Source organism: Salicibibacter cibi (assembly GCF_016495865.1).
GTDB classification, from domain to species: domain Bacteria; phylum Bacillota; class Bacilli; order Bacillales; family Marinococcaceae; genus Salicibibacter; species Salicibibacter cibi.
This window is the reverse complement of sequence record NZ_CP054706.1, coordinates 1,703,124-1,723,709: the sequence shown is the minus strand read 5'-3', so window position 1 is coordinate 1,723,709 and position 20,586 is coordinate 1,703,124. Positions and strand designations below refer to the sequence as shown.

Annotated in this window: 21 protein-coding genes and 1 riboswitch; of the genes, 6 read left to right on the top strand and 15 right to left on the bottom strand. The window is 44.7% G+C overall.

Features of this window, described 5'->3' with window-relative positions; all coding sequences use genetic code 11:
• Nucleotides 1–2 precede the first annotated feature (2 nt).
• The 7 genes from HUG20_RS08830 to HUG20_RS08800 all read right to left on the bottom strand — a co-directional run bounded on the left by HUG20_RS08830 (nucleotide 3) and on the right by HUG20_RS08800 (nucleotide 7,980).
• Nucleotides 3–881 (bottom strand): S1C family serine protease, encoded by an 879-nt coding sequence (locus HUG20_RS08830; RefSeq protein ID WP_200090156.1) that lies wholly within the window; start codon nucleotides 879–881, stop codon nucleotides 3–5.
• 979 nt (nucleotides 882–1,860) lie between these two features.
• Nucleotides 1,861–2,061: a DUF6501 family protein gene (locus tag HUG20_RS08825; RefSeq protein ID WP_200090155.1), complete on the bottom strand. Its 201-nt coding sequence runs from the start codon at nucleotides 2,059–2,061 to the stop codon at nucleotides 1,861–1,863.
• A gap of 25 nt (nucleotides 2,062–2,086) precedes the next feature.
• Nucleotides 2,087–2,575, bottom strand: a complete 489-nt coding sequence (locus HUG20_RS08820) for a hypothetical protein (RefSeq protein WP_200090154.1) — start codon at nucleotides 2,573–2,575, stop codon at nucleotides 2,087–2,089.
• Between the two features lie 199 nt (nucleotides 2,576–2,774).
• Nucleotides 2,775–3,191 carry a hypothetical protein gene (locus tag HUG20_RS08815; protein ID WP_200090153.1) on the bottom strand — a complete coding sequence of 139 codons (417 nt, stop codon included), beginning with the start codon at nucleotides 3,189–3,191 and terminating at the stop codon, nucleotides 2,775–2,777.
• A gap of 297 nt (nucleotides 3,192–3,488) precedes the next feature.
• Nucleotides 3,489–3,716, bottom strand: coding sequence for a hypothetical protein (locus tag HUG20_RS08810; protein WP_200090152.1), 228 nt, complete (start codon nucleotides 3,714–3,716; stop codon nucleotides 3,489–3,491).
• Between the two features lie 111 nt (nucleotides 3,717–3,827).
• Complete coding sequence (gene odhB / locus HUG20_RS08805) at nucleotides 3,828–5,144, bottom strand: 2-oxoglutarate dehydrogenase complex dihydrolipoyllysine-residue succinyltransferase (RefSeq protein ID WP_200090151.1); 1,317 nt, start codon at nucleotides 5,142–5,144, stop codon at nucleotides 3,828–3,830.
• 1 nt (nucleotide 5,145) lies between these two features.
• A complete protein-coding gene (locus tag HUG20_RS08800) occupies nucleotides 5,146–7,980 on the bottom strand; it encodes a 2-oxoglutarate dehydrogenase E1 component (protein ID WP_200090150.1) in 2,835 nt (944 codons plus the stop codon).
• 450 nt (nucleotides 7,981–8,430) lie between these two features.
• Between HUG20_RS08800 and HUG20_RS08795 the strand changes: the two genes are divergently transcribed.
• Genes HUG20_RS08795 through HUG20_RS08785 form a run of 3 tightly spaced genes read left to right on the top strand, consistent with a single transcriptional unit; the run spans nucleotide 8,431 to nucleotide 11,050 of the window.
• Nucleotides 8,431–9,231 carry an HAD family hydrolase gene (locus tag HUG20_RS08795; RefSeq protein WP_200090149.1) on the top strand — a complete coding sequence of 267 codons (801 nt, stop codon included), beginning with the start codon at nucleotides 8,431–8,433 and terminating at the stop codon, nucleotides 9,229–9,231.
• Between the two features lie 37 nt (nucleotides 9,232–9,268).
• Nucleotides 9,269–10,606, top strand: a complete 1,338-nt coding sequence (locus HUG20_RS08790) for a YjiH family protein (RefSeq protein ID WP_200090148.1) — start codon at nucleotides 9,269–9,271, stop codon at nucleotides 10,604–10,606.
• An 18-nt stretch (nucleotides 10,607–10,624) separates the two neighbouring features.
• A complete protein-coding gene (locus tag HUG20_RS08785; protein WP_200090147.1) occupies nucleotides 10,625–11,050 on the top strand; it encodes an acyl-CoA thioesterase in 426 nt (141 codons plus the stop codon).
• Nucleotides 11,051–11,252: 202 nt separating this feature from the next.
• On the opposite strand, the gene HUG20_RS19450 is transcribed toward HUG20_RS08785, so the two are convergent.
• The 5 genes from HUG20_RS19450 to HUG20_RS08765 all read right to left on the bottom strand — a co-directional run bounded on the left by HUG20_RS19450 (nucleotide 11,253) and on the right by HUG20_RS08765 (nucleotide 14,534).
• Nucleotides 11,253–11,384, bottom strand: coding sequence for a hypothetical protein (locus tag HUG20_RS19450; RefSeq protein WP_281392541.1), 132 nt, complete (start codon nucleotides 11,382–11,384; stop codon nucleotides 11,253–11,255).
• Between the two features lie 128 nt (nucleotides 11,385–11,512).
• The gene (locus HUG20_RS08780; RefSeq protein WP_200090146.1) at nucleotides 11,513–12,160 is read right to left on the bottom strand and encodes a hypothetical protein; all 648 of its coding nucleotides are present in this window, start codon (nucleotides 12,158–12,160) and stop codon (nucleotides 11,513–11,515) included.
• Between the two features lie 213 nt (nucleotides 12,161–12,373).
• A complete protein-coding gene (locus tag HUG20_RS08775) occupies nucleotides 12,374–13,579 on the bottom strand; it encodes an alpha/beta hydrolase (protein WP_200090145.1) in 1,206 nt (401 codons plus the stop codon).
• 279 nt (nucleotides 13,580–13,858) lie between these two features.
• Nucleotides 13,859–14,248 (bottom strand): type II toxin-antitoxin system PemK/MazF family toxin, encoded by a 390-nt coding sequence (locus HUG20_RS08770; protein ID WP_246476592.1) that lies wholly within the window; start codon nucleotides 14,246–14,248, stop codon nucleotides 13,859–13,861.
• A 1-nt stretch (nucleotide 14,249) separates the two neighbouring features.
• A complete protein-coding gene (locus HUG20_RS08765; RefSeq protein WP_200090143.1) occupies nucleotides 14,250–14,534 on the bottom strand; it encodes an antitoxin in 285 nt (94 codons plus the stop codon).
• 206 nt (nucleotides 14,535–14,740) lie between these two features.
• Between HUG20_RS08765 and HUG20_RS08760 the strand changes: the two genes are divergently transcribed.
• On the top strand, nucleotides 14,741–15,292 hold the full coding sequence (locus HUG20_RS08760) for a hypothetical protein (RefSeq protein WP_200090142.1): 552 nt from the start codon (nucleotides 14,741–14,743) through the stop codon (nucleotides 15,290–15,292).
• Nucleotides 15,293–15,336: 44 nt separating this feature from the next.
• On the opposite strand, the gene lgt is transcribed toward HUG20_RS08760, so the two are convergent.
• The gene (gene lgt, locus HUG20_RS08755; protein WP_200090141.1) at nucleotides 15,337–16,170 is read right to left on the bottom strand and encodes a prolipoprotein diacylglyceryl transferase; all 834 of its coding nucleotides are present in this window, start codon (nucleotides 16,168–16,170) and stop codon (nucleotides 15,337–15,339) included.
• A gap of 417 nt (nucleotides 16,171–16,587) precedes the next feature.
• Nucleotides 16,588–17,679 (bottom strand): class II aldolase/adducin family protein, encoded by a 1,092-nt coding sequence (locus tag HUG20_RS08750; protein WP_200090140.1) that lies wholly within the window; start codon nucleotides 17,677–17,679, stop codon nucleotides 16,588–16,590.
• A 161-nt stretch (nucleotides 17,680–17,840) separates the two neighbouring features.
• On the opposite strand from HUG20_RS08750, the gene HUG20_RS08745 reads away from it, so the two are divergent.
• Nucleotides 17,841–18,479, top strand: coding sequence for a lysophospholipid acyltransferase family protein (locus tag HUG20_RS08745; RefSeq protein WP_200090139.1), 639 nt, complete (start codon nucleotides 17,841–17,843; stop codon nucleotides 18,477–18,479).
• A gap of 76 nt (nucleotides 18,480–18,555) precedes the next feature.
• Nucleotides 18,556–19,431, top strand: a complete 876-nt coding sequence (locus HUG20_RS08740; protein WP_200090138.1) for a diacylglycerol/lipid kinase family protein — start codon at nucleotides 18,556–18,558, stop codon at nucleotides 19,429–19,431.
• On the opposite strand, the gene HUG20_RS08735 is transcribed toward HUG20_RS08740, so the two are convergent.
• A complete protein-coding gene (locus HUG20_RS08735; RefSeq protein ID WP_200090137.1) occupies nucleotides 19,428–20,093 on the bottom strand; it encodes a YhcN/YlaJ family sporulation lipoprotein in 666 nt (221 codons plus the stop codon). The genes HUG20_RS08740 and HUG20_RS08735 overlap by 4 nt on opposite strands.
• A gap of 172 nt (nucleotides 20,094–20,265) precedes the next feature.
• A riboswitch (Lysine riboswitch) is annotated at nucleotides 20,266–20,449 on the top strand.
• Nucleotides 20,450–20,586: the final 137 nt, after the last annotated feature.

Genomic DNA, 20,586 nt, shown 5'->3' with positions numbered 1-20,586 from the left:
GTTTAGCCCTCCTCTCCTATCTCTTGAATGTGCCCCCATACTTCATCGACAGGAACCATCAATCCTACACTTCCTCCTTGCCCCCTTGGCTGTTGCCGTGTTGCAAAAATGACACCGACGACGTCTCCATCCTCGTTGATGGCAGGACTTCCGCTGTTGCCCCGATAGGTAGGCGCGGAAATGGTGGTTGGATTTCCGGTTTCAAGAATCTCCCCTTCATTGGCAATACCGCTAAAATTAAGCGGATTTCCGATAATAGTAATATAGGTTCCTTCTTCGACGTCTTCTTCTTGCGGTTGCAGTTGGAGCGGGTCGACAGCAACATCTTCCTCGATCCGGATCAATGCCAAATCCACGTCATCGGATTGGCTCACAGGGGTTGCTTCATATGCGGAGCCGTCGTGCAGAGTGACGACCGTTTGCAAAGCATCCTCTACCACATGGCGATTCGTGGCAATGAGCCCGTCCTCATGAATAAAAAAACCGGTTCCTCGCGTCACCCGTCCCGGTTGTTCTACTTGCAATGTGACAACCGATTCCCGCCACTCCGACACGTCTTCATCTTGGGACAATTCATAAGACGTTGCCAGGAAATCCACGACATCAGGTTGCAAGAGTTGAATAAGAGAAGTGGTCCCTTGGATGACCAGTAGAAAAGATACAAAAATGATGCCTAATTTCATCCAACGTTTTTTCCTTTTCTTTTTCTTTACAGTTCCCGCATCTTCTATTTCTTTGCGATAAAAATCTTCCACTGGAGGCTCTTCCGGTGGAACGTCTTCATCGTTTCCTTCTTCCGGATCATGAACGGTCCCATCGTCCTCTTCTTCAAAGTGATCTTCATCTCGTTCGTTAGGTTCTCTTCGTTTGTAACGATCCATATGTGACATCCTCTCGGTATTAAAATACCGTGCTTCCTGAAGGAATTACGGGGGTTGCTCGCTATGTGGACGACATGTATGATTGCATGCCTATTTGTTCCTTTTCAGACCCACAATGCTTACGGCAACCGTACCTCATGCCACAATGAAGCTCCTACGTCAGGTTGTACTGCATAGGCACTTGGTCTATCGGTACTGTTTCGCAACATACCTACACCGCCAAGCTCGTGCTGTTTCCTCACTCCGCAGGGAAACTTCGATTGTATTTATTATGGCAAACAAATGTTTGATTTGCAAGTTCGAATCATTGGCATTCATTCCCTTATTGAAATAAAGGGCGTTCTGTCGACCGTCAGTAAAAAGTTTCCCTTTAATATCCTCCATAAGCGATTCTTTTGACATAGAGGAAAATAAAGAACATAAGTTTTGCTAAATCATAGCACAATCGATAAAGTGAATCTACCATCAGAGGGGGTTTTTCATCTCTGATAGTTAGGGATTGCTGAACAACTTGCGGCTATCAGCTGAAGCCGGGATGCCGCTTCCATGGCTTCGCGCTTTCCGCGGACGAACGGTCAAGTCTCCTCGCGGCGCTGCGGGGGCTTGACGCGTCCGTTTTTCCGCTGGAGTCTCACCATTGCTGCTTCATCCCTCCGTCCGTTGCCAGAAGTGCAAGGGTTTTTTTGTTTATAGGATGGATTTCCTTGCATCCAGCTTTAACAACACCAACGGAAAATGCTTATGTGCCAGTCTTTTTCCGTTATTCAGCAGTCCCTAGTTAGTTGAACAAATTGGGCTGTTAGCCATCCTTATAGACGGAGGTCAGACATCGGAAGCCGGAATTCGGAAGATCATTTCCTAAAAAAGATCTTTCCGACCTCTGGCCTCTAAAATTTGATCTTTGGAATTGCTAGCGCTTATCACCGGGATAGTAAAATGCCAATGAAAACGATAAAACGGCTGTCAAAGCAGCCGTTTTTCACTCGCGAAAATAATCCTTTTTAAATCCCCCGATAATCCCGGTGTTATCAATGATAAAGTAGAATTCATCGGTTTCATTTTGCACATCGTATGTTTTCCCGGGGGTCAGCACGCGATCCACTTTGTACTTTTCCGCGTTTGCGTGGACACACGTAATTGTTTTTATCGGAGCCCGGCTTTGCCACTGCAAATGTTGCATGAAATGTCTCCCCTATCATCCATCGTTATTCATAATGAAAGCTAAGCTCAGGCAAGTGATCCAAAATAAACTGCGCTTTCATGGGGTCAGCTTTTAGGTTGAACCGTTTGTAATACGTCAACACTTTATCGAAATGATGCGCCATTTTTTCATTGTCTTGAAAAATTCGTTCGAAGGCTTCGTCGGCCAACATGAACGCCGCAACAAAATCACTAAACGGAATCACGTAAACGTTCGTTTCGCTTTGCAAAGACGTGCATTGGGACATTTCCCGCGCTTGTTCCCGGAAGAAAGAGGCGAGCTCCTCCATGTAAATGCGGTGTGAATCGGAAACGCGGGTAGCTTTGTTTTCATAGAAATTGGTTAATTCCCGAAAGAAAGAAATAAAAAACGGAACGTCTTCGCGTTTAATCGTTAAATCGAACCCATCTTCTTTTATTTTTGACCATGTGATCGGTTCAATGGAGTGGTTTAGTGAACGCAGATAATAATAGTGCTTAGGAGCTTTGCTCATGGTGATCCCTCCCGGCGTTGTTCGCGCAAAACACGCACAACGTTTTCACTTAATTGATAGTAATTATCATTATTATATCATGTGTATCCGGAGAAAAAAACCCGGAGTGTACCGAATCCGTTATCGACTAAAAAACAACCGGTGTGGGCACCGGTTGTTTTGTGGGAGGGATCACCCCTCCCAATTCATGAATGTTTCATTATAAACAATTTAATCGTCGAATGTCACCGATCATATCAACGAGCGCGGAATCGTTGAACTTAGTATTGCTCAGTTCTTCTTCACATAAGAATATGTGCAACGTGTCTCGGTCCGATTTGTTTTCCAAAAATACACCGCTAGCATCTGTCATTTCATCACTGGGAATAATATCCAATTCCAGTTTTTCGGCAACCGCTTCGATTTCAAAATGGCCTTTTGGCAAATCGACGCTAATCGTGAGACGTTCCGGCGTGTTTTCGGAAATAAGTCCCCATCTTGTTCCCTTCCAGGAACGACAACCCGTTCGACTATTCAACACAAATCCTTGATGTTGATTCGGAGAAAGCTGAGTGTTAGACCAGCCTCGCATTTGAATAGCCGCACATAGTTCACGCGCTTTTGATTGTACACGCATGTCAATCCCTCCTCAAAAAATTAGGCACTTGCCATTGACGTGTGCACCGTATGGATGCGACTAAAATGTGAGACTTTAGAAAAAAACACCTACAATTCATTTCCCTTGGCAGGATGTATTGCAGGTAACACTATAATATCATAATTCTTTATTTTTGCAACCCCATTTTTCAAGATTTTTCACATTTGCAATGATAAGGGGATAAATTAGTGCTTTTTTCATGATGAACGTTAAACCCGTCCGCCTTGGAAAACTTGGCTTTTCGCCAAGCTTTTATGGCGAGAGCCTTCGCCCAACTTATGTAAGGAATGCTGAACAACTTGCAGCTATCAGCTGAAGCCGGGATGTCGCTTCCATGGCTTCGCTTTCCGCGGACGAACGGTCAAGCCTCCTCGCGCAAAACCGGCGCTGCGGGGTCTTGACACATCCGTTTTTTCCGCTGGAGTCTCGCCATTGCAGCACCGTCCCTCCGTACGTTGCCAGAAGTGCAAGGGTTTTTTGCTTATAGGATGGTTTTCCTTGCATCTAGCTTTGACAACACCAATGGAAAATGCTCATGTGCCAGTCTTTTTCCATTATTCAGCAGTCCCTATGTAGATCAAAAAAAGCGCCCCCGAAAGGGCGCTTTTCGATCGATTATCCTTCCAGTAATAGATCTTCCGGCTCTTCAAGCAACTGCTTTAATCTGACGAGGAAGCTTACGGCTTCTTTGCCATCTACGATTCGATGATCATACGATAGAGCGATATACATCATCGGCCTATTTTCCATTCGCTCTTTATCAATGGCAACCGGTCGCCACTGAATGGTATGCATGCCGAGGATCCCGACTTGCGGCGTGTTCAAGATTGGGGTGGACAATAGGGAACCGAAAACGCCGCCGTTCGTAATCGTAAACGTTCCCCCCTGTAAATCGTCCAGACCCAATTTATTATCCCGGGCTTTCGCCGAAAGTCTGCCAACCTCTTCTTCGATACCGGCAAAGCTTAAGCGATCGGCATCGCGCACAACGGGTACGACGAGACCGTTATCGGTGGAAACAGCCATTCCGATATCATAAAAATTCTTTTTGATAATGTCTTTTCCTTGAATTTCCGCGTTTAGGAGCGGAAATTGCTTAAGTGCGCCAATAACACCTTTGGTAAAGAAAGACATCATGCCTAGTTTTGTGCCATCGTTTTTTTCCTGGAAAGATTCTTTTTTCCGTTTTCTTAGATCCATGATGGCAGACATATCCACTTCGTTGAATGTCGTGAGCATGGCGGTGGATTGTTGTACATCTACGAGACGATTTGCAATCGTTTGCCGGCGTCTTGACATACGTTCGCGTTCCACCGGTTTTCCGCCGAACTCATCGCTTTCTTCATCATTTTCAGGAGCGCTTTTTTGTGTGGACGCTTGTGTTTGTGCCGCTTTATTTGATTCATATGATTCAACATCTTCTTTTCGCACGCGGCCAAGTGGATCCCGAACCGGGATATCGGCAAGGTTAATGCCTTTTTCCCGTGCAAGTTTTCGGGCAGCGGGAGAGGCAACGACATGTTCGGCCGACGCGTCTTGCGTGTCCTCGGAACTTTCCTGTTTCGAAGCGGTTTCGGTTTTCTTTTCTTTGTTATCCCCTTCACTTTGCTCCGCTTGCGCTTTTTCTTCTTTCTTGTCTTTGGCACCTTCTTCTTTTGTTTCGGAATCTCCGGATGTTCCGCTGTTTCCTTCCGAGGCGTTTTCATCCAGGGTGGCAACGACGTCACCAACAGAGACGTCTTCCCCTTCATCGCTAATGATTTCCTGGAGGACCCCTGATTGTTCTGCATTCAATTCTACGTTTACTTTATCGGTTTCAAGCTCGGCAACCGCTTCTCCCTTTTCGACAAAATCGCCCGGTTTTTTCAACCATTCGGCAATCGTTCCTTCGGTGATCGATTCCGCAAGCTCTGGTACTTTTATTTCTGCCATGCTAGTTTCTCCCTTCTTTGAGGCCTAACGCTTTGTCAATAATTCTTTGTTGTTCTTTTTTATGAACATTAGGGTCGCCTTCAGATGGGCTGGAACGGCGTCTGCGTCCGATATATTCAATGTCAATTTTCTTGGGCAACGTTTCGCGAAGATAAGGTTCAATGTAGCCCCAGGCTCCCATGTTTTTTGGTTCTTCTTGTACCCATTTTGCCCGTTTCACATTTTTATATTTGGATAGAACCGCTTTAATGTCTTCTTTAGGGTAAGGATACAGTTCTTCGATTCTTACGATATGCAACTGGCTTGCATCGACATTTTCGTCGATCGTTTCATGGAGATCAATGGAAATTTTTCCACTGCAAAAAAGTAACGTTTCCACGTCGTCAGCTTTGTTCTCGACGGTTTTTGGATCTTCGATAACTGCTGAAAATTTTCCATCCGTAAATGCTTCGTTCGTGTCGGCAATCGTTTGATTTCTAAGGAGACTCTTCGGTGTCATCAACACGAGTGGCCTTACTTCATCCATTTTCAAAGAAGCAGCTTGCCGGCGCAACAAATGGAAATACTGTGACGTGTTGGTGGCATTGACGACATTCCAGTTATTTTCGGCAGCCAGAGATAAGAAGCGTTCCAAACGAGCGCTGGAATGCTCGGGTCCTGCACCTTCATGGCCGTGCGGCAACAACAGCACAATGCCTGACTTTTGGCCCCACTTTGCTCTTGCAGCCGATATGAATTGGTCATAGATGACTTGTGCAGCGTTATTGAAATCCCCGTATTGCGCTTCCCAAAGCACCAAAGTGTCCGGAGCTTGCACGTTGTATCCATACTCAAATCCTACAACTGCAGCCTCCGACAAAGGACTATTATGAAGAGCGAAGGATGCTTTAGCCGTCGATAACGTATGCATGGGCGAATGGTTATCCCCAGTTTCTGCATCGTGAAGAATGAGATGACGATGGTTAAATGTTCCCCGCTCCGAATCTTGTCCGGTCATTCGGATAGGAGTACCATCGGAAATAATGGATGCGAAAGCCAGGGCTTCTGCGTGCCCCCAGTCAATTTTTCCTTCGGTAAAGGCTGTTTCCCTTCGGTTAAGAATGCGTTTTAACTTGGGAAAGACCGTGAACCCTTCCGGGAATTGCAACAATTCTTCGTTGATTTGCCTGAGTGTTTCGTAATCAACGGTGGTATCAATGTCGGGCAAGCCTTTTTCAATGACTTCCGGGGGGTCTGCTTTTCCGGGAGTTGCGCTTCGTCCGGAAACTTTTTCATATTCTTTTTCCAGCTTTTCCTGAAGTTCCTCTTGCATGGCTTTTGGTTGGTCCTCTTCGACGATCCCTTCTTGTTGAAGCTTATCGGCGTAGATGGCTCTTGCCGTATCATGAGAACGAATCATTTCGTACAGCTGGGGTTGCGTAGCCGCCGGCTCATCCATCTCATTATGGCCATAACGACGATACCCAACTAAATCAATTAAAAAATCTTTATGGAAACGACTACGGTACTCACAAGCCAAATGGACGGCTGCTATACACGCATCCGGATCATCTGCGTTCACATGGATAATGGGGATCTCGAAGCCTTTAGCCAAGTCACTTGAGTAGGTTGTTGATCTGGAATCGTGGCTTTCGGTCGTAAAACCTAGTAAATTATTCGCGATGATGTGGAGTGTCCCACCGATTTGATATCCCTTCAACCGGCTTAAATTCAACGTTTCGGCGACGATGCCTTCACCGGGGAATGCTGCATCTCCATGCACAAGAATTGCTCCTGCTTTGTTCAATTCAACATCCGGAAAGCCGGTTTTATTGCGGTCTTCCTGAGCAGCGCGTGCATATCCGGCAACAACTGGATTGACAAATTCCAGGTGGCTGGGGTTGTTGGCTACATTCACCGTTGTATAGGTAGATGCTTGATTCAATTTTCTATTTGCGCCTAAATGATACTTCACATCACCGGTCCACCCATAATTTAACGTCGAGGCACCTTCGGAAGGAGATGTTTCTTTGCTGGGCGCATTCATGAATTCGGCAAAAATCAGATTATATGGCTTTCCAAGCACATGTGCAAGCGTGCTTAAACGGCCGCGGTGCGCCATTCCAAGCGTCACGTGTTTCGCGCCCTCTTGCGTGAAATGTTGCACCATCTCGTCAAGCATGGGAACCATGGAATCAAGGCCTTCGACGGAAAAGCGTTTTTGTCCGACAAAATTTTTATGCAAAAACTGCTCAAATTTCTCAGTAGCCGTTAAACGTTCAAGCAGGTTCCGGCGTTTTTCGTTTGACAAATCTTCATAGATCTCTCCTGATTCGACCATACGGTTCAACCAGTTTCGTTCTTCCAGGTCGTACACATGGTCAAATTCAAAAGCGATGGTCTTTGTATACATCTGTTTTAAATGTAAAATGGCTTCATACCCATCTTCTATATAGCTTGGGGCATCTTTGCACAGCATATCGGCAGGCATGGCTCTCAGATCTTCTTCATCTAAACCATTTTCCTCGGGCTGTAAAAGAGGAGACTCCTCTCCAGGGGCTTCAAGGGGGTGCATGTCTGCCAAAATATGACCGAAGGTTCGAATATTATCCGCCAATTTGATAGCTTTTCCTATTTTGTGCATTGCAGAAGTGGGTACTTCAGGCGATGCAGTTGTTGCTTGTCCGTTTAGCGGCTCCACGGATGGTGCTCCGTAGGTTCGAAACCATTCTTTCAAGTCTGAGTCTACTTCGTCTGACTCGTTCTTATATTTTTCATACATATCCATCACGTAACCTAAATTAGGCCCGTGAAATGTTTCCCAAGTCTTATCCGCCTTGGAAACGTTTCTGTCCATCTGCTACTACCTCCAACTACACTTGTTTGCTCAAGGATTGACGATCTTTTTTTGAAGTGTGTTTTTAAGTAACCGGACTCCGGCACATCACTCTCCCGTTGCACTTGTCATTTAGCGCATGCAAAGTTGGGGAGCATAACACCTTAAAGCGACAGGTTTTTCCAAAACGTGCTCCCCTTTTTCATGCACATCGTAAAGTCATCATGTGTTCACAAATTTCATTTTAACATGCCCTGTAACAGGATACAAAAGAAAGACTGCTATTCTTGTCAAAAGTCCTTGATTTTTTTGGTTTTCTCCAATCTCCGACAGAACTAATGCCATTATCAGGAAAAGAAATCTCAACAATTGCTATTGGTATTGTTTGGCCATATGCTACAATAAGATGGAAACTCCGGAGGAAATTTTGCCTCATATCATTACACTTATGATTTGGAAAGGATGTATTACATGATCCATACACTTCTTTTTGATTTGGATGACACGTTACTTTGGGATAAAAAAAGCATTTCCGAAGCTTTGCTGGCGACATGCAACGAGGCATGGCGGCAAGCGGGGGTTGAAAGTAACGAATTGATGGAGGCCGTGCGGTCAGTGGCACCTTCCCTTTACGAGAAGCAATCGTTTTATCCGTCAACAACCGCTCTCGGGATTAATCCGTTTGAAGGATTGTGGGGAACGTTTGATGACATCCATGACGTTCGACTTCGGGAGATGGGGGCAAACATCCGCATGTATCAATTTGAAGTTTGGACGGAAGCATTAAAAAAAGTTGGCATTGAAGATTTTTCTTTGGCGAGGGAGCTGTCCGAACGTTTCATTGACTATCGAGAAACACTTCCCTATGTATACGAAGAAACATTTGAAGTATTGACAAAAATGAACGTCCCCTACCAACTTGCACTTATAACCAATGGCGCTCCCAGTTTACAACTGAAAAAGCTGCAAATGACAAAAGCGCTTATTCCTCACTTTGACCGAATCATTATCTCCGGCACATTCGGTGTGGGAAAACCTGATCCGTCCATTTTTTTCCACGCGCTCACGCAGCTTGGTGCCGAGCGGAATCAAACCGTCATGATTGGGGATAATTTGCATACGGACATTGTTGGCGGCAACCGCTCCGAAATCAATACCATTTGGGTGAACCGTGAAGGTGTCGAACCAGACACTACAATAGTGCCAGACGTTGAGATCGCTACCTTGCGAGAACTTGAAGGTGCACTGGATAAACTCAACGGATTTGAATGAAAATATATTTGCTAAGATGTGATTTGGAAGTGATCGATTGTCCGAGAAACAATTTAACAGTACACATATTCTAAAATTTCTTCTCCCCTCCATCATCGGTATCATTATATTTATTACACCGGTCACCGTGGAAGGGGAGCTCACCATCCCAATCGCTTGGTTGGCCGAAACACTTGACGGATGGATCTCACCGATTTTGGGGGAGACGATCGTGGCCATTACCGGCGTATCTGTGATTGGAACCGGCATCTATCGTTACCTCTATCCGCAATGGATGCGCCGTTCGTTGTTTGCTTCCCTTTTTTCCGTTACCCCCATATGGTTTATCATCCGGATCATTGGGTTTATATTCGCAGTTGCCATTCTTTTTGAGTGGGGACCGGAATGGTTTTGGGGAGAAGCAACGGGTGGAGAAATTCTCGCTTTGGCTTCCTTCTTGCTTACCATTTTCCTGTTTGCCGGCGTCTTTTTGCCGCTGTTAATGAACTTTGGTCTGTTGGAATTTGCAGGGGCATTGTTGCATGTCATTATGCGGCCGCTTTTTACGATGCCCGGCCGGTCTTCCATTGACAGTTTGGCTTCATGGCTCGGGGATGCAGCCATCGGTGTATTATTAACAAACCAGCAGTATGAACAAGGGCATTATACGAAACGGGAAGCAGCCGTGTTGGGGACAACCTTTAATATCGTGTCCATTACGTTTGCCATCGTCGTTTTGGGGTACCTCGAATTGAGCCATATGTTCGTTCCCTATTACATTACGATTATCATCGCCGGTTTCGTCGCCGCGATCATCATGCCACGCATCCCACCGCTTTCAAGAAAAAGCGAAACGCACTACCCGGGCGCGGAACCGAAAACAAAAAATGAAAATCCCGATCAGCCGGCGCTCACCCGTGCGTGGCGAGGAGCGCTTGCGCGTGCAAGCCACGCGACTGTACAAGGAGCGGGACGAAACGGAATAAGTAATGCGTTGGAGATGTGGCTTACCGTTATCCCCATTGTGTTAACGATTGGAACAATTATGGTTATCATTGCCGAACATACACCGGTCTTTCAATGGCTTGGCCTTCCTTTCATTCCAATTTTGGAACTGATGCAAGTGCCCGAAGCACAAGCGGCATCGGAGACAATTTTGATCGGGTTCGCGGATATGCTGCTTCCCGCTATAATCGCTGCGGATATCCAAAGTGAAATGACGCGTTTCATTATCGGCTGTCTCTCGATCACCCAGTTGATTTATATGTCCGAAGTCGGCGGGATGATTCTCGGCTCAAAAATTCCAATCACCTTTTGGGAACTGATCATGATTTTCTTGCTAAGAACAATCATTACCTTGCCGATTATCGTTCTATGCGCACATATTATTTTTTAACCGAAGGGGAGATGGATAATGGAAAATACGTTTCGTTTTTCTCATGAAATACGAGTGCGATACTCGGAGATTGATGGACAAGGCATTGTATTTAATGCCCATTATATGACGTACCTCGATGTTGCCGTTATTGAATATTTTCGAACAGTGCTTGGTGAGAATTGGTTGGAAACGTACAGCAAAAGCTTTGATATCGCTCTCGTTAAATCGACGCTTGAGTTCCAAAAGCCTGCTCGCCTTGACGAACAACTATCGATTTGGTGCAGAATAAAACACCTAGGTAACAGCAGTTTTACGACTGCTTTTCAAATGACAAAGAAAAACGAGGATGCCATCTTGCTTGAAGCAGAACAAATTCATGTGAATTACGATGCATCCGAAGGAAAAGCCGTTCCTATTCCCGAAAAGGTTCGTTCACTCATTGAACAATATGAAGGCTGGTGATCCTACCGGTAAAATCGAATGCCGGTATCACCGATCATCTACAAATTAGAAAACTCGGCTTCTCGCCAAGCTTTTATGGCGAAAACCTTAGTGGCACTTATGTAAGTAAGAAGTATAAATCAACTTTCTTACCTACCAAAAAAAAGCTCCCCAATTTCCGGGGAGCCTTTTTAATTAGGGATTGCTGAACAACATGCAGCTATCAGCTGAAGCCGGGATGTCGTTTCCATGGCTTCGCTTTCCGCGGACGAACGGTCAAGCCTCCTCGCGCAAAACCGGCGCTGCGGGGGCTTAACGCGTCCGTTTTTCCGCTGGAGTCTCGCCATTGCAGCACCGTCCCTCCGTATGTTGCCAGAAGCGCAAGGTTTTTTTTGTTTATAGGATGGATTTCCTTGCATCCAGCTTCGACAACACCAACGGAAAATGCTTATGGGCCAGTCTTTTTCCGTTATTCAGCAGTCCCTAATTAACGGTATTTTCCATCCGTTTTTCAAACTTATGAATTTGAAGATCTTCATGATTCTTTTCATACTGCTTCAATTGGCGCTTAAGTTTGTTATGAGTCATCGTTACCGGTATCATGCGTTTGCTGATCAAATTTTGTCGCAAGTATTCCAAATGATCGATGTGATAATAATCTGTTTCATTAACGAGATGCAAATAGCGATCGAACACATCTGTAAGGGAGTCCCCCCGTAATGTCAGCAAGCCATACCGCTTTTGCATATGCTGAAAGCTTATGATCGCCAAATGATTCAGAAGCACATGGGCGAACAATGCTTCATGGCCGTTTAAATCGAATCCTTGTTTTCGCAAATACTTAATAAAGACAAAAAGATCTTTATGGTAAAAACGCGCTTGATCGCGAGCATTCTTTTTGAAGAAGAGCTTTGAAGGAACCCGGTTTCGATCGACTGTTTGCAAAAATTGATGAAGCTGCCGTTCCATTTCCGGGCGCAATAAAAAAACCGGCATGCTCATCGTTAGAAATCGGGGCATCTCACGTTCAAGGATTGCAAGATTTTTATTTTCCCGTATTCGATCATGGACATTTAATTGACGACGCCGTCTGGCAAATGTCTGTAGTCGTTGTTTTTGTCCCGCCAACATTAGGGACCCCCCTTTTACATTGTGATTGTTTCTCCATGTTAGGCAATCCTTTAGTAGTTTAGCACAGTCATAATGAAAATAAAACAGAGAATGTAAAAGAAAATGGACATATATTGGACAAAATATAGATACAGACAACCTTATGATGATATATACTCAAAAATCAATCCTGAATCCCATATTAGGGATTCAGGATATGCTTCTTTTCATCATTTATTCATCTTCGGAATCAGCCAATAACGAGGTTTCCACCCATTGATTGAATTGGCGTTGAACGTGTAACCCAAGAAGGTAAACAGCCCCCATATGGGCTTCTGTCTCTTCTCTTAGTCTTTCAAAACCTGTTGGCTGTTCCCTTTCAACAATTCGAAACCCAGCCCCAGCCACTTGCTTGTCATTTAAGGTCCGGTCAAGAAATGCTACGCTGTCATCCAACGCATGGCGTCCGGTGGCCAACACCTCATAAAAGGATAAAAATCCATGCATAACGCCCTCGTATCGAATAGCCTCCACAGTGACGTCTTCTTCGTGAAGTTTATAAGCGTATAGTTCACCCTCGTCTCTGAGCGGATCAAATTCAGCCGTTGCTATAAATGCGGGCGGAAGTCCGTTGGCCTCCCCTTCATCAAGGGGTGAAACGTATGGGTCTTCCCGCATTTCTTCCCCAGGTGTATAGGCATCTCGCGCTTTTTTCATGACCGTTTTTGACAGCAAATAATTTCCGCTTGCATATTTATCACGGGTTTCCAATGGTCGGTCATGAAACGTTGTTAAAGGATAATAGAGGAGTTGAGCCTTCAATTCGGGGCCATCTTCATTTCGCGCTTTCATCGCTGTGACAGTGGCAAGGTTGCCGCCGGCACTATCCCCAGCTACAATCATTTTATCCTTTGAACCGCCAAGTGCTTCCGCCTGTTCATACGCCCATAACATCGCGTCATAGGCATCATCGACTGCTTTTGGAAAAACATGTTCCGGTGCCAAACGGTACCCAACGCTGATCACAATGGCATTCGAACGATAAGCGAGGGCACGGATGATATTATCGTGGGTATGGATATTGCCATATCCCTCCATGAAAGCGCCGCCGTGATAATAAACGATAACCGGTGCATCTTCAGCGTTCGCGGGTCGATGCATGCGCCCCGGCAATACTGTGCCGTCCCTCACGGGGATTTGTATAGACTCATGTTCGAAAGGCGTTCCACCGAAAGCATTGCCTCCGGTTAAAAACGATGGAGGGGTCAGTTGTTCATCCGGGACGACCAATTGATTGTTAATGGCATGAAGAATCACTGCTGTTTTCGATGGCAGTTCTCCTTCTGACGTTGTTGCCCAACCGCTGACAAAACTTGATAAGATCATGCAAAGGCCAATGCCAATCTTGAAAGTTGCTGAAATCACTTTTCTTTTTATCATAGCATCCAGCGTTCTTCGCCATTCCCCCCTCTTTTTTCATTATATCATGAAATTAATGAATTTGTGCGATTTTATTTCATTTTTTCACACATTATCACATATTTTTTGAGGAAGTCGCTGTCTTTGGTTATGATATCCATCATTGGAAAAGTTATGTGCATCAAATTTAAAAACACCAGCATGGGGGGAGAGCTGGTGTTTTTCTTCTATTATGTACGGATGGTTCAATAAGCATTTCAAATTTACGTCCGTTTTTTCTTGGTGTTTTTCCACTTACATCTATAGATCACTGAGACCGATGCTGATTTCCAATGCTTGTTTCACCTTTTTCATCATCTCATCGTCTAAGTGCGTAATTTTATCCGTAAGGCGTTGTTTATCTATCGTACGGATTTGTTCCAGAAGTACGACACTGTCACGGTCAAAGCGGTGTGCTTCGGCGTCGATTTCCACGTGCGTTGGCAATTTCGCCTTTTTAATTTGTGCGGTAATCGCGGCTACAATGACGGTGGGGCTAAAGCGGTTCCCAATATCGTTTTGAATAATAAGGACCGGCCGAACACCGCCTTGTTCCGAACCGACAACCGGAGATAAATCTGCAAAGAAAACATCCCCTCGTTTGACGCTTTTCTTTGCAGTTGGATGTTGAGACTGGTTCGAATTATTCACGTCATCCATTCACCTCCTTGTTATATTGAATCCCATGCTTGTTGGATTCCGATTTGAAGAGCGCTTCCGATTCTGCATAAACGAAGCTTTCGGCGATCGACAGATTTAATTCTGCCATCTCCATATACCCTTCCTTTAATTCAGCGCGGAGGTGTTCCTTCTTTCTTCGCTCAATATACCGTTTAACCAACTGGTGGAAAAATTGATTCTGTTCGTTTTCGGATAAGTGCCTGATTTCACTGAATAGTTCATCTGTAAGTGGTACGGAAATTTTTTCTGACTGCATGGTGTCCCTGCGCCCCCCAGACGTGTATTCCACACCATTATAAGCGAAAATCACATTGGATTAAAGATATTTCGCGATAAGTTTTCTTAAAAAATGACCTCCCCCCATCAATCAGGGTGGCCTCATCCTGATTCTTTCATGCATAGATGCTTTCATTTGACCCCATACTAAATGATGAAGCTTCAACAGGAAAGGGGATGAAAAACATGCGCTTCATGAAAGGATCATTTGTCATCCTTTTGCTCATGCTTGCCATTTCGGGTTGCGGAAGTGAGAATGCGGATGATCTGGACGACGACCTCGCCAGAATGGAATATGTGACAAACCCCGGCATTGAACCTAACGACTTATATCGAAGAGATTTGCATAACGCGACAAGCAATTATGATGAAATAAAAGGATACAGTGATCATTACAGTGCTTTTTTGGAACATTTCCATGAAGAACTTCACAGTCTTTACACGTATGTTGACGAGCTTGATGAATCAGAAACACAAGCGTCCGTAGGACGTTTATCCGATTTAGTCGATGAAATCACGGAAAAGCCAACCCCACCCGAGTTTTATGATCTCAGGGATGTTACCTTAGGTTCCCTGTTGGAAATGAACGCAGTCGACAAAAACATCAGTGAATGTGCGGATGGCAACGCAGAAGCCTGTGATCTCACACGCAGTTACACAGAAAACCTTACGGAATATTTACGGACGATGGAATATACCCATCAAGCGAAAGTAGATGATTTTGGGGTAGTGTCTTGATTTCCTTCCTTGTCGGCCACCTCAGGTTGTGGCCGAATTTTAACTTATGAACGTTTTATAGTGTTTGTCGTTCCGTTTCCATCATCCAGATAACGAACATCGGCATGTCCATTTTTCCGTCGGTAAACCATTACGGCCACCGCAAATAGGATAAGGAACAAAGAAGCGACTTGGGCCATCTGCAAATGCTCCGTAAGCATTAAACTGTCCGTTCTTAAAGCTTCAATAAAGAAACGTCCGATCGAATAATAAAGAAGATAGATTAAAAATAATTCTCCTCTGCGTAAATTTACCCGCCGCAGCAACATTAGCCCAATAAATCCCGTGAAATTCCACAGGGATTCATACAAAAACGTTGGGTGATAATAAGTGCCATTTATGTACATTTGATTCATGATAAAATCGGGTAAATGCAACCCTTCCAGAAACGTCCGCGAAACGGGTCCTCCATAGGCTTCCTGGTTGATGAAATTCCCCCAGCGGCCGATCGCCTGCGCCAATATTAAACTGGGTGCCATAATGTCTGCGAGTTGCCAGAAGGAATATCTACGGACATACGCAAAAACAACAAGGGTTAGTACTGCCCCGATTAGTACCCCGTGCATGGCCAGTCCGCCTTCCCAAATAGCGAATATCCTTAAAGGATTGTCCGCATAACGTTCCCAATTGAAAAAAACATAATAGGCTCTGGCAAAAAAGACGGATACAGGAAAGCCGATCAGCAGAAGATCGACAAAAGTGTCTTTCGGAAGACCATGGCGTTGGCTCTCCCGGACTGCGAAATATAATCCGAGCAGAGCGCTAGCTACAATAATAATCCCATACCAATGAATTTGGATCGGTCCCCATTCGACGGCAATCGGATTCATCCCATCCATATATTTTCTACTCCTCATTTAGGCTCTTCACCAAAATCTATGGCTGACAAACTAGGGGCAATTATGATTGGTAGTGACCGCTATGGAAAAACCCTACGCTTTCCGTGGGCCCCGAGCTCAGCCTCCTCGGAAAAAAAGACGTTCGCTTTTTTCCTGCGGGGTCTTCGCCCTGCGCTTTCCCACAGGAGTCTACGTGTTTTTCCTTCGCTCGCTAGTGGTGTTACCATATTTAATCACGAATACCAACCATTGATTTTAGTGTTGACCCCTCATTTATTTGATTTGTTTTTGATGTATTTGGCTCTGTTCCAGCATTTCTTCATATTCAAATTCAAACATCCACATTAACGCTTCAATAACGACTTCGATGAGGCTCAATTTCATGTAACCCCCCTCCGTTGGACAGGCAACCTTTTCTTAAGACATCGGCACACGGGGGATGATACGGCCTTCTATGCGATGAAAAATATCATCCAAATCCGTCCCCGTAATCGTTAGTCCATGATTTTTAAGGCCAATCACCGCCCTGGAAGGATCAGCGGATTCCCGCACTAAACCTGCCACTGTTTCTGCAAGTTGGATCGTTCCGCAAGGATAATTCACAGGTGTCGGTTCGACACCGTCCATCCAGGCATGGATATGTACGATAGCTCCTACATCCGGGTGTTCTTTGTAAATCATCCAATGCTCAATCGCATCCACAGATGCTCTTTTAGGCGTTGTTTCCGGAGGGATGCTGATGTTCATCGCATTTTTTTCCGAATCATACCCGGTGATATAAAGCATATCCCTTCCCACCGTTTTCATGTTCGATTTATCAATCCCGCTCGCGCTCATCCAAAAATGATCATTATTTTCACGGCTGCTTAGATTTCCGTAGCTCAATCCGCCAATGCCATACAATTTTTTCAAATGACGCATGTCCCTCGAAGACAAATATTCCTCAATTGGGAAAGGCGTAGGCAATAGATTCATGTCGTCCAATTTTTTTCCGCCCAAAGCCATTTTTTCCGTCACTTCATTTCCTTCTGCCAACCCGTCAAACAAATCTTCGTAAAAATTGTTATCAATGACGAGTTGTGACGAAGCTAACGGTTCCAGCCTTTCGAATATGTGTCGGAAAAAAAGAGCTGTATCTTCTTCTCTGTGATAAGACTTGCTATAGAAACCTTGTTCTGGCGTAAGAAAATAGAGGGTTGTGTCCTCAGCTTGATGAGAAATGTAAATCAAGTGATTGGCGAGGGATCGAACCAAATAAGGGTAAGCGGATTTAAAAACATTCTCCGACTCCTCATCATTCTCCACCACGGAAACAACAAACGTGGATTGGGAGTTTCTGCGGTAATGACGGGGGTTTTTAGGATCAATGAGGTTGAAGACCAAGTGGATGGAATCCACAGGTTCATCATGATAACGATAACCGGCCAATTCGAATTCGTTGATCATCCCTTCGGTTAACCATGATAAAAATGGACTTTCCGCCTTTCCGGCTACCGTAAAGTTTTTCATGCATGAATCCTCCTTGATCGATCGTAAATGCGTTTAAAAAGTTTGGAAGAAATACCATTCCTATTTTAACCACACAGGAAGTTGGTATACGCTTTCCCGGTATTTTTAAGCAGGATTTCAGGCACAATAAAGAAAGAAGTCTGTAAACGGAGTGTTGATTCATGGTTTATTGGTTGTTTAAACCGATCGGAATAATGGTTTTACATTGTTTCTATAAAATAAACATGATCGGGCGAGAACATATCCCCGACGGTTCCTTCATCATTGCCGCCAATCACCATAGCAATGTCGACCCGATTATTCTCTCCGGAATGTTTAAGCGGCCGATTCATTTTTTGGCAAAAAATGAATTGTTTAATCATCCGTTTACCAATTGGTTTTTACGCCGGCTTCATGCCATCCCTGTTGACCGTAAAAGCGGGATCGTCATTCGGCCAGTACGCCATTCCTTAAATGTTATTAGGCGCGGGGAATGGTTTGGAATATTTCCTGAAGGAAAAAGGTGCAAAATAGGCGAAACGGTGCGTCCCAAAAAAGGGGTGGCGTTTTTAAGCCGGAAATCTTCTGTACCGATATTGCCTGTTGCGATTGTTTGGGGAAACAAAACATTATGGCAAACCCCGATCACCCTTGTGATTGGAAAACCTATCGAACCGGGTCATTTTCCAAACACCGACAATCATGCATTGGCGCAATTGGTGATGGACCAAATTAAAGAGCTTGCTGAAAAAGAGGGACAGCGGGTTGGAAGCCCCTCTAAGAATAATGATAGAGCTCCCCGTTTGAACCGTGAGTCTTAGAAAACTTGGCTTTTCGCCGAGCTTTTATGGCGAATGCCTTAGTCGCACTTATGCAGATAAGAAAGGGGCGAGTGTTTTGTATCATTTTATTGTCAATAAGGTTTCGGGAAATGGGAAAGGCTTGTCGATTTGGAAGGACGTTGAAAAAATTCTTGCTGTTACACAGTTGAATTATCAGGTTTTTTTTACAAACTATCCTTCGCATGCGACAGAGATCAGCAAAAAAATTAACAACGGGGTTATCATTGTCATTGGCGGAGATGGAACCATACATGAAGTCATCAACGGATTGATAAAATCGAATATCCCTATGGGGATCATCGCCGCCGGGTCGGGGAATGATTTTGCCAGAGCATTGAACATTCCCATGAATGCAGCGGAAGCATTCGAATCGATATTGGCAGGAAATGAACGTACCGTTGATGTTGGACGAATCGGAGATAAAAGCTGTGCTACTGTTATCGGAATCGGTTTTGACGGACAAGTAGCCCAAACCGTAAACGCTTCTAAAACAAAAAAGTGGATGAAGTTTTTTCGTCCGGGGAAAATGTCTTACATCATCAGTGTTTTTAAAGTTTTGTTCGATTATAAGCCGGCCAACATATCGATAAAAATCGATGATAAAACGGAGGAAATGATGGATGTATGGCTGGTTGCCGTTGCAAATTTCCCCTATTACGCAGGTGGAATGGCCATTTGTCCGAACGCAAAAGGGAACGATGGCTATTTCGAGCTCTGTGTTGTTCATGGAATGTCGAAGCTCCAATTTATCCGAACATTCCCCGGTGTATTTAAGGGAAAACATGTAAGCCATCCATCCATCAAAATGCTTACCGGAAAGCAAATTGAAATTTCCTCCTCGTCAACCATGATTGTGCATGGGGACGGTGAAATTATCGGGGAAACGCCGATAAAAATTAATATGGAAGAAAATGCTTTGCGCGTGGTTTAATGCGTCCAATCGTCCCCCAATTTTTGTAATTCGTACTCGACGTCCTCGAGCCAGCCATGAGCGCCGAATCCACTATTGGGATCCATTGTTTTCTCCGCCGCACGAATACGGTTCACGGCTCTGCGATCCGTATGCCATACAACATCTTCTTCATTGACTAGGGAAGAGATTGCCCGTCCCAATTGTTCATCATCTACCGAAGCGCCTTCGATCCCTATATATAAACGGCCGTCGTGCGAAACGACATAAGCATTGGATACTGGTTCAAGCATTTCAATTTTTTCTTTAACGATGGTAAGGTCTTCTTGTTCTCCTTCGTATTGTTGATTAATTTCCTGTACTTGGTCATGAAGACTTTCAGCGTCATTATTTAAACGCGGGTGATCGTTCACTCGGCCAATTTTTACAGCGTTGGTACGGTTTTCATGCCAACCGTAATCCCGTTGGCTATCGCTATTCTGCGTTCCTTCTTTTGTTAAATTCCCTGGGCCGTCATCAGGCACCAACAAATCGGAGGCAGGACCGAGATGATCTTGCAAATTAATGCCAAGCTCACGTTCGGGATCGTCATCGTTCCTGGTATGCCCCATGTCCTGTTGCGTTTGGACACAACCGCTGATTACGAATATTGCCATCATCGCCAAGGCGAGGGCTTTTTTCATAAAGACCATCCTCCTTTCTTACTGTTTAGGGTAACCGATTGTGGACGTTTAACATCCGGAAATTAATGACGGTCAAAAATTACATTTCATCTGCAAAAAGTGTAAATCAACCGTTGTGTTTCTAAAAAAAATTTGATATCATGAATATATAAATACATCCAGCTTCTTCTGAAGTGGGAGTAGAGGAGCAGATACCATCAGTACGTATGCGCAGGGAATGTGGAATCCTGGTACGTTTACGGAAAGGGGCATTTGCCGAAGCTAGGAATGACTCCACGCATTCTCGGCTGGTCTTGCATTGAACAGGTGCAGGGCTGTCATATAGCACAAATGCTATATGGAGGGCTATCTCACGCATGAAGTGCTTCTGGTTATACAGGAAGTGTTCATGCAGCAATGAGAGCGCTCATTGCTGTTTTTTGTTGAATGTCCATTTTTTTCTGGTTGGACGCCTACACTTTCTGGCCAAATGCACATAAACTAAAATTGTGTA

Coding starts and splice junctions, on each gene's coding strand:
- HUG20_RS08830 (WP_200090156.1), bottom strand. CDS start 881: ATGGATCGTTACAAACGAAGAGAACCTAACGAACGAGATGAAGATCAC.
- HUG20_RS08825 (WP_200090155.1), bottom strand. CDS start 2,061: ATGCAACATTTGCAGTGGCAAAGCCGGGCTCCGATAAAAACAATTACG.
- HUG20_RS08820 (WP_200090154.1), bottom strand. CDS start 2,575: ATGAGCAAAGCTCCTAAGCACTATTATTATCTGCGTTCACTAAACCAC.
- HUG20_RS08815 (WP_200090153.1), bottom strand. CDS start 3,191: ATGCGTGTACAATCAAAAGCGCGTGAACTATGTGCGGCTATTCAAATG.
- HUG20_RS08810 (WP_200090152.1), bottom strand. CDS start 3,716: ATGCAAGGAAAACCATCCTATAAGCAAAAAACCCTTGCACTTCTGGCA.
- odhB (WP_200090151.1), bottom strand. CDS start 5,144: ATGGCAGAAATAAAAGTACCAGAGCTTGCGGAATCGATCACCGAAGGA.
- HUG20_RS08800 (WP_200090150.1), bottom strand. CDS start 7,980: ATGGACAGAAACGTTTCCAAGGCGGATAAGACTTGGGAAACATTTCAC.
- HUG20_RS08795 (WP_200090149.1), top strand. CDS start 8,431: ATGATCCATACACTTCTTTTTGATTTGGATGACACGTTACTTTGGGAT.
- HUG20_RS08785 (WP_200090147.1), top strand. CDS start 10,625: ATGGAAAATACGTTTCGTTTTTCTCATGAAATACGAGTGCGATACTCG.
- HUG20_RS08780 (WP_200090146.1), bottom strand. CDS start 12,160: ATGTTGGCGGGACAAAAACAACGACTACAGACATTTGCCAGACGGCGT.
- HUG20_RS08775 (WP_200090145.1), bottom strand. CDS start 13,579: ATGATAAAAAGAAAAGTGATTTCAGCAACTTTCAAGATTGGCATTGGC.
- HUG20_RS08765 (WP_200090143.1), bottom strand. CDS start 14,534: ATGCAGTCAGAAAAAATTTCCGTACCACTTACAGATGAACTATTCAGT.
- HUG20_RS08760 (WP_200090142.1), top strand. CDS start 14,741: ATGCGCTTCATGAAAGGATCATTTGTCATCCTTTTGCTCATGCTTGCC.
- lgt (WP_200090141.1), bottom strand. CDS start 16,170: ATGGATGGGATGAATCCGATTGCCGTCGAATGGGGACCGATCCAAATT.
- HUG20_RS08750 (WP_200090140.1), bottom strand. CDS start 17,679: ATGAAAAACTTTACGGTAGCCGGAAAGGCGGAAAGTCCATTTTTATCA.
- HUG20_RS08745 (WP_200090139.1), top strand. CDS start 17,841: ATGGTTTATTGGTTGTTTAAACCGATCGGAATAATGGTTTTACATTGT.
- HUG20_RS08735 (WP_200090137.1), bottom strand. CDS start 20,093: ATGAAAAAAGCCCTCGCCTTGGCGATGATGGCAATATTCGTAATCAGC.